This window comes from Limnochordia bacterium, from assembly GCA_023230925.1.
GTDB lineage: Bacteria > Bacillota > Limnochordia > DUMW01 > DUMW01 > JALNWK01.
The window spans coordinates 1-14,828 of record JALNWK010000061.1 but is presented as its reverse complement, the minus strand read 5'-3'; the positions used below and the strand labels follow the sequence as shown (position 1 = coordinate 14,828).

Sequence of the window (14,828 nt, the reverse complement as noted above, 5' to 3'; positions counted from 1 at the left end):
CGGGGATCTGGAGTTACCCGAGGGAACAGAGATGGTTATGCCTGGCGACCGGGTGAGTGTTAGTGTAAAGTTAATCACACCGATTGCGATGGAGGAAGGACTACGCTTTGCTATTCGAGAAGGCGGTAGGACTGTTGGAGCAGGAGTTGTCACGAAGGTAATAAGGTAATTGGTCAATTACTATTTTTGGACAGAAGATAGGTAGGGATTACCCTACCTATTTTTCTCGATGGGAGCTTGCGTTTCGCCAGGGTTGACAGTCTACGTTAGATATGGTAGTCTCATTATTATGCACAAACGTGCGCTTAAGGGAGATATGTGGGTCTTTTTGGCGATGGAGGTGTGAATATGGCCCGGGCCGCTTTGAATCTAGAATGCAGTGAGTGCAAGAACCGCAACTACAGGACTATGAAGAATAGGACTACCACACCCGATCGGTTGCAATTGAAAAAGTACTGTAGGTTTTGCCGAAAGCATACCGAACATAAGGAGACTAAGTAGGTATTTTCGGTAATCCGACGGAGGGATAAGCCATGGCTACCGTACCAAATAAAGACAGTGGCTGGGAGCGCGTAAAGAGGTTTTTTCGAGAAGTCAGAGCAGAAATGCGCAAAGTAGTCTGGCCGGATCGGCAAGAGCTTATGACTTATACAGGAGTGGTCATTGTTACTGTAGTCATCGCTGCGGCGTTTATTGGTCTAGCTGATCTTGTTGTTGCGCAGATCTTACGGTTACTACAGACCTTGGGGGGGTAAGGAGACGATTTGATCTCCGTCCGCATGGGAAGCGGTAAACAATGGTATGTGGTTCACACATATTCAGGTTATGAGAACAAAGTTAAGACAAATCTTGAGCGACGTGTTGAATCCATGGGTATGGGCGAAAAGGTGTTTAGGGTCTTTGTGCCTACAGAAGAGCAGTTGGACTTTAAAGATGGGAAAAAACGCGTCATCGAGAAAAAAATATTTCCTGGGTACGTACTAGTCGAGATGATTATGACCGACGATTCATGGTATGTGGTACGTAATACACCGGGGGTTACTGGATTTGTTGGTTCCGGTAATAGACCCGTACCCCTTAAGGATGAGGAAGTTGAAACCATACTCAAACAGGTGGGTATGGGAGAGAAGCAACGCAAAGTTGCTTACGAAGTGGGACAGAAGGTCAAGGTTATTGACGGACCCTTTGTTAACTTCTCCGGTAGGGTTGAGGATGTTAATCTAGAAAAGGGTAAGCTGCGTGTTTCCGTATCCATGTTTGGACGGGAGACGCCCGTTGAACTAAACTTTGATCAAGTCCAGAAGTTTTAGAATCGGTGTGTAGGGGGGGTAGAATTGTGGCCAAGAAGTTGGTAGCGATTGTGAAGCTTCAGGTTCCCGCTGGCAAAGCGACTCCAGCGCCTCCTGTGGGTCCAGCTTTAGGACAACACGGGGTGAATATTATGGAGTTCTGCAAGAGCTTTAATGCCCGGACGGCTGATCAGGCAGGAATGCTCATTCCCGTAGTCATTAGCGTATTTGAGGATCGATCTTTTACCTTTATTACGAAGACGCCGCCTGCGGCAGTACTACTGAAAAAGGCAGCGGGGATCGAAAAGGGTTCAGGTACTCCTGATGACGTGAAAGTGGCGACGGTTACCAAGGCCCAGGTACGGGAGATCGCAGAAATCAAGATGCCGGACCTCAATGCAGCAGATATTGAAGCTGCAATGAGGGTAGTTGCAGGTACTGCACGTAGTATGGGCATCAAGGTCGTCGAGGCGTAGCCTCGTGATTGTGGGAGAAAGGAAACTTTCGATATTACCACAAAGGAGGAAACAACATGGCAAAGCATGGTAAGAAGTATCTAGAAGCACTTAAACAAGTAGACCGGGAGAGAGAGTATGAACCCGCTGAGGCGCTTTCTTTAGTTAAGAAGATTAGTTCAGCTAAGTTCGACGAGACAGTCGAGGCTGCAATAGAACTTGGTGTAAACCCACGGCATGCGGATCAGCAAGTGCGGGGGACTGTGGTATTGCCCCATGGAACAGGTAAGCAAATGCGGGTCGCGGTCTTTGCCAAGGGCGATAAGGCAAAGGAAGCTGAAGCAGCAGGGGCTGACTTGGTTGGCGCTGAAGATCTTGCCGAGCAAGTGGAAGCTGGTAAGATGGATTTTGATATTGCGGTTGCAACCCCAGATATGATGGGTGTTGTAGGTAAACTAGGACGCATCCTAGGACCGCGGGGCTTGATGCCTAACCCAAAAGCAGGAACAGTTACTATGGATATTGGCCGTGCTGTAGAGGAGTTTAAGGCTGGAAAAGTGGAGTTTCGTGTCACTAAGGCAGGCAACATGCATGTGCCAATAGGTAAGGTTTCTTTTGAAGATGAGAAGTTAGTAGACAACTTCAGGACCTTGATGAGTGCAATTGTGCGAGCCAGACCAGCGGCTGCCAGAGGAACCTATTTGAAGAGGATTACAGTCTCCTCGACTATGGGTCCAGGGGTTAAAATTAGTCCGTCGGTTGTGGTAGCTGCGTTTACTGAACGCTAAGTAGTAGTTCCAAAAAGTGAATATACATTGAGTAGCCACAGACAGCAGGCGCCATGATATGGCTTAATCACGTACGTGACCAGCCGAGGCTTTCCGAAGTAGTTTTTGTAGCGGGATCTGTTTGTGGTGATCGCGCTTTTTTTATTGTCCGAAGCCAGGTGGCAACACGTAAAAGGGGGTGACTTGATGGCAGTAACAGATAAAGCAGCTGTCGTAGAGGAACTAAGGAAGAAGTTCGAGCAAGCCAATAGTATTGTTATTACGGATTACCGAGGCTTGAATGTATCTGAAGTGACAGAGTTACGTCGGCAGTTACGCGAAGTCGGGGTTGAGTATAAGGTGGTTAAGAATACTTTGACCCGTCTTGGTGCGCGGGAGGCAAACATTGAAGGCCTAGATGAGTACTTGACGGGCCCAACGGCGCTAGCCTTTTCCTACGATGATCCTGTGGCCGTTGCCAAGATTTTGACGAGCTTTGCCAAGGACCATAAGAATCTGGAGTTGAGGGCAGGCCTTCTTGAGGGGAAGTTGCTTGATGTAGCAGAAGTCACAGCACTTGCAACGTTACCATCCCGAGAAATCTTACTCGGTCAGGTGGCATATGGATTTATGTCCCCGGTATCTGGGTTTGTGAACGCGCTAAGCGGAATTGTCCGCGGATTAGTATACGCACTGGATGGAGTGCGACAACAGAAGGCCGATGCGGCCAGTTAATGAATTAAGGGAGGCAACTTTTGATATGACAAAAGAAGATATTTTAACGGCTATTGAAAACATGACGGTTCTTGAACTTTCCGAGTTGGTAAAGGCACTGGAGGAGAAATTTGGCGTTAGCGCTGCTGCCCCAATGGCTATGGCTGCTGTGGGTGCTGGCCCAGCTGCTGAGGCTGTTGCCGAGGAGCAGACAGAATTTGCAGTTGTTCTAAAGGGTATAGGTGACAAGAAGATCCAAGTGATTAAGGTCGTCCGAGAGATTACTGGTCTTGGACTGAAAGAAGCAAAGGCGCTAGTCGATGAGGCTCCAAAGGCAGTTAAAGAAGGAGTTTCCAAAGAGGAAGCCGAAGAAATTAAAGGCAAGTTAGAGGAAGCCGGCGCTGAAGTCGAAGTGAAGTAGAGATATAAGTAAAAAAGGGAGGATCAAATAAATCCTCCCTTTAGATTCAGAATATCGGTGGTTACAGTAACTCCTCATAAACCGGGCATTATAGGACATACTAGGACGTACATTCTCAAAACGACGACAAACATCCTGTTGACATTACACATTCCTCTATGGTATCATTCAAAGGTGTTATTTGATTCGGTGGCTCGTTGTGCCCTTTTTTCGGAAACTGGAGCCTATGCATAATCACTCATATATCTATTAGTTCTTCGATGAGACGGTTTTTCCTGCAAGGGGCTGCAGATTTCCTCAAAAAATTTGGCGGTGTTTACTGATCAACGACGCTGTTTACCATCGATTAAAGAGTATAGATTTGTATTAAGGCGGAAATTCTACATGCTGGTGGGTTTTCGCTTTTTGTTCTGGATGAAATTGGTGGGCCCAGGGCTGGTCTGGGACCGGTCTGTTTTTGTTAGAGTATATATCACTGGGAAGCGAGGGTGATGGTTATGGCTGTTGATGTTAAGCTTGGAGAGACGACCCGGCGTTCCTTTGGAAAGATTGAAGAGATCCTGGACATGCCAAACCTGATCGAGATTCAGCGGAAGTCCTACGAGTGGTTTCTAGAAGAAGGACTTGTGGAGATGTTTACGGATATCTCGCCTATTCAGGATTTCACGGGTAATCTGGTGTTGGAATTTGTTGCTTATGAGTTGGGTGAGCCTAAGTATTCTGTTGAGGAATGTAAGGAACGGGACGCTACTTACTCTGCTTCCATGCGTGCACGTGTGCGGTTGATTAATAAGGAAACTGGCGAAATCAAAGAGCAAGAAGTGTTTATGGGGGACTTTCCCCTTATGACTGATAAAGGTACGTTTATTATCAATGGTGCTGAACGGGTGATTGTCAGTCAGTTGGTACGATCCCCAGGGGTATATTTCAACTATGAGCAAGATACCTCAGGAAAGTATCTTTTTACCGGGAGCATCATCCCTAACCGAGGAGCTTGGTTAGAGTTTGAAACGGACAAAAATGATGTAATCTACGTCCGAATCGACAGGACCAGGAAGCTGCCGGTGACTGTCTTGCTCCGTGCTGCAGGGTATGGAACCAATGCAAAGATTACCGAGCTGTTTAATAACGACGAGTATATCCGCAATACTATTGAAAGGGACAATACTGAGTCCCAGGAAGATGCCCTAGTAGAAATCTATAAGAGATTGCGGCCGGGGGAACCGCCTACACCCGAGAGTGCATTGTCCTTGTTTGAAACCCTGTTTTACGATCCTAGGCGTTACGATTTAGCTAATGTGGGCAGATACAAGATTAACAAGAAGCTATGTCTAGGTGAACGGATTCTCGGGCAAAGGTTAGGACAGGACGTCACTGATAAGGGAACGGGCGAAGTCGTCGCCAAGGCCGGTACTAAGGTTAATAGAGAGATCCTGCAAAAGATAAATAGCATTAAGACACCCTATGTATTCTTGACGGGGGTGGACGGCGAGGAAGTCAAGGTAATCCGCAATTTTGGCGATCCAGAGGATAAGACAATAGGTCCTTCGGATATGGTCGCCACCGTTAATTATATCGTATGTTTGATGCACGGGGTTGGACAGATTGATGACATTGATCATTTAGGTAACCGAAGACTTAAATCGGTGGGTGAACTCCTACAGAACCAGTTCCGTATTGGTCTATCTAGAATGGAACGGGTTGTCCGAGAGCGAATGACCATTCAAGATGCGGAGATTGTTACACCCCAAGCCTTGATCAATATTCGACCAGTAGTAGCTGCGGTGAAGGAGTTTTTTGGTAGTAGCCAGCTTAGTCAGTTTATGGACCAAACGAATCCTTTGACGGAGCTTACCCATAAGCGTCGACTGAGTGCCTTAGGGCCGGGAGGATTGAGCAGGGAAAGGGCCGGTTTTGAGGTGCGGGACGTACATCATTCCCACTATGGTCGGATTTGCCCGATCGAGACTCCCGAGGGCCCGAACATTGGTTTGATCAACTCCCTTTGTACCTATGCTAGGGTTAACGACTTCGGTTTCATCGAAACACCTTATAGACGAGTAGAATCGGGGAAAGTCACCGACATTATTGAGTATCTGACTGCCGATGAAGAAGATAAGTATGTAATCGCCCAGGCAAACGAGCCTATTGATGAAGATGGTAACTTAGTCAATGAACGGGTTACCAGTCGGTACAAGGATCAGATCACTATGGTCGATAGAGTAGATATCGACTATATTGACGTATCTCCAAAGCAACTAGTTAGTGTGGCTACTGCTTTGATCCCCTTTCTTGAGAACGATGACCCTAGCCGGGCCTTGATGGGTTCAAACATGCAACGTCAGGCAGTGCCCCTACTTCGCCCGGAATCACCCTTGGTTGGTACAGGCATGGAGTATAAGTCTGCCGTTGATTCGGGTGTTGTGAGTGTTGCTAAGCATAGTGGTACTGTAAAAAAGGTTAGTGCATCTAAGATTGTGGCTGAATCAGATACAGGCGCAATCGATGAGTATCGTTTACTGAAGTTCGAACGTTCCAATCAGGGTACGTGTATCAACCAAAGACCCCTAGTAAGGAGAGGGCAACGGGTGGAAAAAGGCCAGGTTATTGCCGATGGTCCCTCCACTGAACTAGGCGAAATGGCCTTAGGTCGTAATGTGCTAGTAGCCTTTGTACCCTGGGAAGGATACAATTATGAAGATGCGATTTTGCTAAGTGAGAAACTAGTCAGAGAAGATGTGTTTACCTCGATCCATATTGAAGAATACGAGTGTCAGGCCCGGGATACAAAACTAGGCTCTGAGGAGATTACCCGGGACATCCCTAATGTCGGTGAGGACGTACTCAAAGACTTAGATGATCGGGGTATTATCCGGGTTGGTGCCGAAGTGCGGCCTGGGGATATCCTGGTGGGTAAGGTTACCCCCAAAGGAGAGACTGAGCTTACCGCGGAGGAGAGGTTGCTTCGGGCGATTTTCGGCGAAAAGGCTAGGGAGGTTAGGGATACTTCCCTGCGGGTGCCCCATGGTGAAGGTGGGGTCGTTGTAGATATTAAGAGCTTCTCCCGAGAGAATGATGACGAACTGGCACCGGGCGTAAATCGATTGGTTCGTGTATATATTGCCCAGAAAAGGAAGATCTCCGAAGGAGATAAAATGGCGGGCAGACATGGGAATAAGGGAGTTGTAGCCCGGATCCTTCCTGAGGAGGATATGCCCTTCTTACCCAATGGAACACCGGTGGAGATTGTCTTAAACCCCCTAGGGGTTCCCTCACGAATGAACGTGGGGCAGATCCTGGAGACCCACTTAGGTTGGGCGGCGAAGGCCCTTGGGATAAAAATGGCAACCCCTGTTTTCGATGGCGCATCGGAGAAAGAAGTCTTGGCCTGTCTAGCCGAAGCAGGGCTTCCCGAGGACGGAAAGACAGTTCTCTATGATGGTCGGACCGGCAGAGCCTTCGACTTCCCCGTAACCGTTGGCTATATATACATGATGAAGCTGGCCCATCTGGTGGATGACAAAATTCACGCGCGATCCACTGGACCATACTCCTTAGTCACACAGCAACCCTTAGGAGGAAAGGCTCAGTTTGGCGGACAGCGGTTCGGAGAAATGGAGGTATGGGCCTTAGAGGCCTATGGTGCGGCCTACACCCTACAAGAGCTACTAACAGTGAAGTCTGATGATGTGATGGGCCGGGTTAAGACCTATGAGGCCATTGTGAAGGGTGAGAACATTCCCGAACCTGGTGTGCCCGAATCATTCAAGGTGCTTATTAAGGAATTGCAGAGTTTGTGCTTGGATGTCAGGGTGCTCAGCGAAGAAGCCGATGAAATCGAAATTAAGGAAGACGAGGATATCGGCGAAATGGCCAGGGAGCTAGGTTTGGATATCCATGAGATTGAAGGTATTAGCGAGGATGGATATGACGAGGATATGGGTTCCATTGACTCTGAGGATCTGGACGAAGTCAGTGAAGATGAAGATGATTCGGATTTTGATCTAGAGGATTTAGATGAAAAGGAATAAGATCATGATGGTAATCGGAGAGCACAGTATTGTGAAGGGCGATTGCCCCAGGATACGATACATGCCAGCTTTATTTACCATTCTTAGGGGGGGACTTACCCGTGCTGGATGTAAATAACTTTGATAAAATCCGGATTTCCATAGCGTCGCCGGAGCAGATTCGGCAGTGGTCCAACGGAGAAGTCAAAAAGCCGGAGACCATTAACTACCGTACCCTTAAACCCGAGAAGGAAGGATTATTCTGCGAGAAGATCTTTGGACCGACCCGGGATTGGGAGTGTCATTGCGGGAAGTACAAAAGGGTGCGGTATAAAGGAATAGTCTGTGACCGTTGCGGAGTTGAAGTAACCAGAAACAAAGTAAGACGGGAACGGATGGGCCATATTGAGTTGGCTGCACCAGTATCCCATATTTGGTATTTTAAGGGGATCCCCAGCCGGATGGGGTTACTACTTGATATGTCTCCAAGATCCTTGGAAAAGGTGCTTTATTTCGCTGCTTATGTAGTTATTGATCCGGGCGAGACGCCGCTTACCGTTAAGCAGTTGCTTAATGAGAGTGAGTATAAGGAGTACTCAAGCAAGTACCCCAATGGATTTCGCAGCGGGATGGGCGCTGAGGCGATCAAGGAGCTCCTTAGCCAGACGAATCTAGATGAACTTGCCGAGGAACTCCGAAAAGAGATTCGAGACAGTAGTGGACAGCGTCGCATCCGGGCTATTAGACGACTTGAGGTCACCGAGGCATTCCGCCGTTCGAATAATCGGCCTGAGTGGATGATTCTGGATGTCATTCCGGTGATCCCTCCAGATCTTCGCCCCATGGTACAGCTTGAGGGTGGCCGTTTTGCCACCTCGGACTTAAACGATCTCTATCGAAGGGTGATCAATAGGAATAATCGCTTGAAGCGATTGCTGGAGCTTGGCGCTCCGGATATTATTGTTCGTAATGAGAAGCGAATGCTCCAGGAAGCAGTAGACGCCCTCATTGATAACGGTAGAAGGGGTCGACTAGTTACCGGACCGGGAAATCGACCACTAAAATCCCTAAGTGATATGCTTAAAGGCAAACAGGGGCGTTTTAGACAGAACCTATTAGGTAAACGAGTGGACTATTCGGGCCGGTCGGTAATTGTGGTGGGACCAGAGCTGAAAATGTATCAGTGTGGTCTCCCGAAGGAGATGGCCCTTGAGCTATTCAAGCCCTTTGTCATGAAGCGTTTGGTAGATAAAGGATATGCCCACAATATTAAGAGCGCCAAACGGATGGTTGAGCGGGTGCGTAGCGAAGTCTGGGATGTGCTGGAGGAAGTCATTAAAGAACACCCTGTAATGCTAAATAGAGCGCCTACCCTACACCGTTTAGGGATTCAGGCCTTTGAGCCAGTGTTAGTAGAGGGGCGGGCAATCCAGATTCATCCCTTGGTTTGTTCAGCCTATAACGCGGACTTTGATGGTGACCAGATGGCGGTGCACGTGCCTCTCTCTGCCGAGGCGCAGGCGGAGGCCAGATTACTGATGCTCTCCAGTCATAATTTGCTGTTACCCGCCAGTGGGCGACCGGTGGCAACACCTACCCAGGATATGGTTATTGGTTGCTATTACCTCACCCAGATTCGACCAGGTGCAAAAGGAGAAGGTCGTTGTTTTTGCAGTCCTGAAGAGCTGATTATGGCCTATGATTCAGGAGACATTTCCCTACATGCCTTGATCAACGTCCGACTTAATGGCAAGCTGGTCGAAACGTCGACGGGGCGCGTACTCTTTAACGAAATCCTTCCGGAGGATATGCGTTTCTATGACCGGGATGTTGACCGAAGCGAGTTGGGAAGATTAGTGGACCGACTCTATCGGCGGTATGGGAATGCAACCACCGCGGAGGTGCTCGATCGCATTAAGGGAATCGGTTTTCACTATGCAACCCGATCCGGTACCACCATTAGCGTGGTTGACTTAGATGTTCCGCCAGCGAAGGTAGATATTCTAGAGAAAGCTAACGCAGAGGTGGAATTGGTTGAAGAACAGCACAAAATGGGGCTGTTGACCAACGACGAACGTTACCAGAGGATTTGTGACATTTGGACCTGGGCCAAGGATCAGGTTACCACGGCCATGGTTAATAACCTAAGTTCCTTTAACCCAGTGTATATGATTGCCCACTCCGGAGCTAGGGGAAACGTATCACAGCTTAGCCAGCTTGCGGGAATGCGTGGTTTGGTAGCAGATCCTACGGGTAAGACAATTGAAATTCCGATTACCTCTAACTACCGGGAAGGACTTACTGTTCTTGAGTACTTTATTTCCACCCACGGAACGAGAAAAGGCTTGGCGGATACGGCCCTGCGAACGGCGGACTCAGGATATCTGACACGTCGCCTTGTGGATGTAAGTCAGGATGTGATCGTTCGTGAGGAGGATTGTGGTACCGATGTAGGCATTAGAGTGGGGGCGATTGTTGATGTTACTCCCGATGGTTCCCTTGATATTGTTGAGCCTTTGAGGGAACGGATTATCGGTCGAGTAGCCTCGGAGAATATTACGGATCCAAGAACTGGTGAAGTAATCGTCTCTGTTGGAAGAATAATCGATGAAGAGCTTGCTACGATGGTGGAAGACGCTGGTATTGAAAAGGTCACCATACGTTCAGTGTTGACCTGCCGTACCAGACATGGAGTCTGTGCCCGTTGCTACGGACGCAACCTTGCCACCGGTGATATGGTGGAGGTAGGAGAGGCCGTAGGGATCATTGCAGCCCAGTCTATTGGTGAGCCAGGCACCCAGCTAACAATGAGAACCTTCCATACCGGTGGTGTAGCTGGTGAGGATATTACGTCGGGTCTGCCCCGGGTTGAAGAGCTCTTTGAGGCTCGAAAACCTAAAGGACAGGCGATTATGTCCGAGGTTGACGGGAAGATTAAGATAGTGGAGACCAAGGGAGCTCGGAAAGTCATCGTAATAACCAAAGACGGTGAGGAAAAGAGCCATACCATTCCCTACGGCGCCCGTTTGAAAGTGAGAGACGGACAGACCATTGAAGCCGGGGACCAATTAACGGAAGGCCCCTTAAATCCCCATGACATCCTAAGGATTAAAGGGGTTCGGGCAGTTCACCTGTATTTACTCAATGAGGTACAGGATGTCTATCGGTCCCAGGGTGTTGATATTAACGATAAGCACATTGAGGTAATCATTCGCCAAATGCTTAGGAAGGTGAAGATTGAAAAGTCCGGTGACACGGAGCTTCTGCCGGGAAGCCTAGTGGATATCTTCGACTTTGAAGAAGAGAACCAACGGGTTACGCAAGAAGGAGGCGAACCCGCCTTATGTAAACCAGCCCTTTTGGGTATTACTAAGGCATCCTTGGCTACGGAAAGTTTCCTATCCGCAGCTTCGTTCCAAGAGACGACCCGGGTCTTAACCGACGCAGCCTTGAAGGGTAAGGTGGATTCGTTAGTTGGCCTGAAGGAAAACGTCATCATTGGAAAACTGGTTCCCGCAGGAACAGGAATGTCCCGGTACCGCAATATTAGGGTGTACCCAGCAGAGGGTTTGAAGACGGCTGCCACAAGTGCCGCGGAGAAGTCAGAGGTATCTGCCTCTATTGAGTCTTGACACATGCAAGCTAGTGGTGCTAAAATGTCAAAGTATGTGTTGGGGCATATGTGAAGGCGCAACTACGTGGAGAACAAGCGGCCTTGGGCCGCTTGTTCAATGTGGGAGTGAGGAGTTATGCCGCACCGGCTGGGTGATGGGAAGACGGTTGTCGGACTGAAACAGACTACCCAGATGGTTAAGGAGAACAGAGCAAAGGTTGTTTACGTTGCTAAGGATGCCGATGAGGTGTTATTAAAGCCTCTTATTGAGTTGTGCCGACAGGAAAATGTTGAGGTTGTCACAGTTGACAGCATGCATGAGTTGGGAGTTTTTTGCAGGATTGAAGTTGGAGCTTCAACCGCTGCAATTTATGAAGAGAAAGGAGGGGTATAATGCCGACGATCAATCAATTAGTCCGCAAAGGGCGTAAGGGTTTGGGGAAAAAGAGTGACGCTCCCGCCCTACGATATATTCATAATAGTATCCGTAATGAAATCAGACGGACCGATGGCGCCCCACAAAAACGCGGTGTTTGCACCCGTGTTTCTGCAGTAACACCGAAGAAGCCTAATTCCGCCCTGCGAAAGGTAGCTCGTGTGCGACTCACCAATGGAATTGAGGTTACAAGCTATATTCCTGGTGAAGGGCACAACTTGCAGGAGCACTCGGTGGTGCTCATTCGTGGTGGTAGGATTAAAGATCTACCAGGTGTGCGCTACCACGTGGTCCGGGGAACACTAGACGCAGAGGGTGTAGATAAGCGACGCCAGGCACGGTCGAAATATGGAGCGAAAAAGCCCCAATAATGGCAGGAGGGTTAGTGAATGCCGAGAAGAGGTAATGTACCAAAGCGGGATGTTTTAGAGGATCCTGTTTACAATAGTAAGATTGTAACCCGTCTAGTTAATAAGGTGATGATTGACGGGAAACGAAGTGTGGCGGAGCGAACAGTATATAGTAGCCTCGATTTGGTTCAAGCTAAGATGCAAAAAGAGCCCCTGGAGGTTCTTGAAACTGCGATGAAAAACATCCAGCCTGTCTTGGAAGTGCGACCCCGGCGGGTCGGTGGAGCCACCTATCAGGTTCCCATGGAAGTAAGACCTGAACGCCGGAGTTCATTAGCATTTCGCTGGTTGATAGAGCAGTCACGGCAACGGGGTGAAAAGACCATGGCCGAACGCTTGGCTGGCGAGATTATGGAAGCAGCCAACAACACTGGCGGTGCAGTTCGCAAGAAGGAAGAAATGCACCGTATGGCAGAGGCCAACAAAGCTTTCGCGCATTATCGTTGGTAATTGCGGGCCTAAGTTGCCCGAGGAGGGAAAGTTATTGGTTAGTCAAGTTCCACTGGAAAAAACGAGGAATATTGGGATCATGGCCCATATCGACGCGGGTAAGACGACTACCACTGAGCGTATCTTGTTCTACACTGGACGTCTACATCGACTAGGTGAGGTTCATGAGGGTGCCGCGACTATGGACTGGATGGTACAGGAGAAGGAACGGGGAATTACCATTACTTCTGCTGCAACTACCTGTGTATGGCGGGATCATTATGTCAACATCATCGATACGCCCGGACACGTGGACTTTACTGTGGAGGTAGAGCGTTCGCTGCGTGTGCTTGATGGCGCCGTAGCGGTTTTCTGTGCCGTTGGCGGTGTTGAGCCTCAATCTGAAACCGTATGGCGGCAAGCAGATCGCTATGGGGTTCCTCGGCTTGCCTATATTAATAAGATGGACCGTGTCGGTGCTGACTTTGACAGGGTTGTTGATATGATCAGAACCCGGCTGGGTGCCAATCCGGTACCTCTTCAGATCCCAATAGGTGCAGAGGATACTTTCAAGGGTCTTATTGATCTGGTTCGGATGATTGCCATCACCTACGATGATGATCTGGGTACTGAACGTCACGTAGGGGAGGTGCCAGATGAGTATGTGGAAAGGGCACAGCTGGCCCGGGAACAACTAATAGAAGCTTTGGCCGAGTCTGATGATGAGTTAATGGTGAAATACCTTGAAGGCGAAGAGCTTACCGAGGAAGAGATTAATCAAGCCATAAGAAAGGCTACATTATCAGCGAATATTGTTCCGGTGCTTTGTGGTTCGTCGTTTCGAAATAAGGGTGTACAATCATTACTCGATGCAGTTGTGGATTATCTACCGTCGCCCACAGACCTCCCTGGAGTGTCTGGGGTAGTTCCAAACTCAAAGGAGACGGCAGAGAGACGTCCAGCTGATGATGAACCCTTTGCTGCGTTAGCGTTTAAGATTATGAATGACCCGTATGTAGGCAAACTGGCTTACTTCCGCGTCTATTCCGGACGCCTTGGCGTAGGTAGCTATATATTAAACTCAAGCAAGGGTAAGCGTGAGCGGATTGGCCGTATCTTAAGGATGCATGCAAACCATCGGGAAGATATGACCGAGGTATCCAGTGGAGATATTGTGGCAGCGGTTGGGCTTAAGTTTACACAGACGGGAGACACGTTGTGTGACCTTGAACACCCAATTGTTCTTGAGTCTGTAAAGTTTCCTGAACCTGTAATCAATCGTTCAATTGAACCGAAGACTAAGTCTGACCAGGATAAACTGGCGGTGGCGTTAGCTAGGCTTTCTGAGGAGGATCCGACGTTCCAGGTGAGAACCGATGAGGAAACGGGACAGACGATCATATCGGGGATGGGAGAACTCCATCTTGAGATTATTGTTGATAGACTACTGCGTGAGTTCAAGGTAGAAGGCAATGTCGGTCAACCCCAGGTAGCCTATCGTGAGACGATTACAGAGGGTGCTAAGGTAGAAGGACGCTTCATTCGGCAATCGGGTGGGCGCGGCCAATATGGTCATGTGGTGATTGAGATTGAGCCCTTGGAGCGAGGTAGTGAGTCTATCTTTGAGAACAAGATTGTAGGCGGAGTGATCCCCAAGGAGTATATCCCGGCCGTTGAAGCTGGAGTGAAAGAGGGCTTAACCGCCGGTGTGTTGTCCGGGTTTCCTGTAGTGGATATAAAGGCGACCTTGGTAGATGGATCCTACCACGAAGTAGACTCATCGGAACTAGCTTTCAAGATTGCGGGCTCAATGGCGATTAAAGATGCTATTCGTAAGGCAAAGCCGGTGCTCCTTGAGCCTGTGATGAAGGTGGAGGTAGTTACACCGGAGGAATTCGTTGGAGATATTTGTGGAGATATCAATGCCCGTCGGGGTAGAGTAGAAGGTATGGAACATCGGGGAAATACGCAAGTGGTGCGAGCCCTCGTTCCCCTAGGGGAGATGTTCGGTTATGCTACAGATGTTCGTTCTCTCACCCAAGGGAGAGCTACCTATGTAATGCATTTTTATAGTTACGCTGAAGTACCCAGCAGCGTTGGCGATAAAATTATGGAGAAATACTCCTAACAGTGAGTTTAGAAGGAGGCACTAAAATTGGCGAAGCAGAAATTTGAAAGAACTAAACCACACGTAAACATTGGAACCATCGGTCACGTAGACCATGGTAAGACTACCTTGACCGCAGCGATAACAACAGTTCTTGCGCATGTGGCTGGAGGCGCG

15 protein-coding genes are annotated in these 14,828 nt (G+C 48.8%); all 15 read left to right on the top strand.

Annotation, left to right across the window (positions count from 1 at the left end; all coding sequences use genetic code 11):
* A partial coding sequence (locus tag M0Q40_11115; GenBank protein MCK9223146.1) for an elongation factor Tu occupies positions 1 to 169 on the top strand: 169 nt, incomplete at its 5' end.
* 179 nt (positions 170 to 348) lie between these two features.
* Positions 349 to 501 carry a 50S ribosomal protein L33 gene (gene rpmG, locus M0Q40_11110; GenBank protein MCK9223145.1) on the top strand — a complete coding sequence of 51 codons (153 nt, stop codon included), beginning with the start codon at positions 349 to 351 and terminating at the stop codon, positions 499 to 501.
* 32 nt (positions 502 to 533) lie between these two features.
* Positions 534 to 755 carry a preprotein translocase subunit SecE gene (secE, locus tag M0Q40_11105; GenBank protein MCK9223144.1) on the top strand — a complete coding sequence of 74 codons (222 nt, stop codon included), beginning with the start codon at positions 534 to 536 and terminating at the stop codon, positions 753 to 755.
* Between the two features lie 24 nt (positions 756 to 779).
* Positions 780 to 1,310 (top strand): transcription termination/antitermination protein NusG, encoded by a 531-nt coding sequence (gene nusG, locus M0Q40_11100; protein MCK9223143.1) that lies wholly within the window; start codon positions 780 to 782, stop codon positions 1,308 to 1,310.
* Between the two features lie 26 nt (positions 1,311 to 1,336).
* Positions 1,337 to 1,765 carry a 50S ribosomal protein L11 gene (rplK, locus tag M0Q40_11095; GenBank protein ID MCK9223142.1) on the top strand — a complete coding sequence of 143 codons (429 nt, stop codon included), beginning with the start codon at positions 1,337 to 1,339 and terminating at the stop codon, positions 1,763 to 1,765.
* A gap of 56 nt (positions 1,766 to 1,821) precedes the next feature.
* On the top strand, positions 1,822 to 2,532 hold the full coding sequence (rplA, locus tag M0Q40_11090) for a 50S ribosomal protein L1 (GenBank protein MCK9223141.1): 711 nt from the start codon (positions 1,822 to 1,824) through the stop codon (positions 2,530 to 2,532).
* A 186-nt stretch (positions 2,533 to 2,718) separates the two neighbouring features.
* Positions 2,719 to 3,246, top strand: a complete 528-nt coding sequence (gene rplJ, locus M0Q40_11085) for a 50S ribosomal protein L10 (GenBank protein MCK9223140.1) — start codon at positions 2,719 to 2,721, stop codon at positions 3,244 to 3,246.
* 25 nt (positions 3,247 to 3,271) lie between these two features.
* Positions 3,272 to 3,646 carry a 50S ribosomal protein L7/L12 gene (gene rplL, locus M0Q40_11080; GenBank protein ID MCK9223139.1) on the top strand — a complete coding sequence of 125 codons (375 nt, stop codon included), beginning with the start codon at positions 3,272 to 3,274 and terminating at the stop codon, positions 3,644 to 3,646.
* A gap of 497 nt (positions 3,647 to 4,143) precedes the next feature.
* Positions 4,144 to 7,677: a DNA-directed RNA polymerase subunit beta gene (gene rpoB, locus M0Q40_11075; protein MCK9223138.1), complete on the top strand. Its 3,534-nt coding sequence runs from the start codon at positions 4,144 to 4,146 to the stop codon at positions 7,675 to 7,677.
* 104 nt (positions 7,678 to 7,781) lie between these two features.
* The gene (gene rpoC / locus M0Q40_11070) at positions 7,782 to 11,288 is read left to right on the top strand and encodes a DNA-directed RNA polymerase subunit beta' (protein ID MCK9223137.1); all 3,507 of its coding nucleotides are present in this window, start codon (positions 7,782 to 7,784) and stop codon (positions 11,286 to 11,288) included.
* Positions 11,289 to 11,405: 117 nt separating this feature from the next.
* Positions 11,406 to 11,663: a ribosomal L7Ae/L30e/S12e/Gadd45 family protein gene (locus M0Q40_11065; GenBank protein ID MCK9223136.1), complete on the top strand. Its 258-nt coding sequence runs from the start codon at positions 11,406 to 11,408 to the stop codon at positions 11,661 to 11,663.
* Complete coding sequence (gene rpsL / locus M0Q40_11060) at positions 11,663 to 12,076, top strand: 30S ribosomal protein S12 (GenBank protein ID MCK9223135.1); 414 nt, start codon at positions 11,663 to 11,665, stop codon at positions 12,074 to 12,076. The genes M0Q40_11065 and rpsL overlap by 1 nt, the downstream gene beginning before the upstream one ends.
* 18 nt (positions 12,077 to 12,094) lie before the next feature.
* Positions 12,095 to 12,565, top strand: coding sequence for a 30S ribosomal protein S7 (rpsG, locus tag M0Q40_11055; GenBank protein MCK9223134.1), 471 nt, complete (start codon positions 12,095 to 12,097; stop codon positions 12,563 to 12,565).
* Positions 12,566 to 12,599: 34 nt separating this feature from the next.
* Positions 12,600 to 14,672, top strand: coding sequence for an elongation factor G (gene fusA, locus M0Q40_11050; protein MCK9223133.1), 2,073 nt, complete (start codon positions 12,600 to 12,602; stop codon positions 14,670 to 14,672).
* Positions 14,673 to 14,699: 27 nt separating this feature from the next.
* Positions 14,700 to 14,828 (top strand): GTP-binding protein (locus M0Q40_11045; protein ID MCK9223132.1); only part of this gene is annotated, 129 nt, incomplete at its 3' end.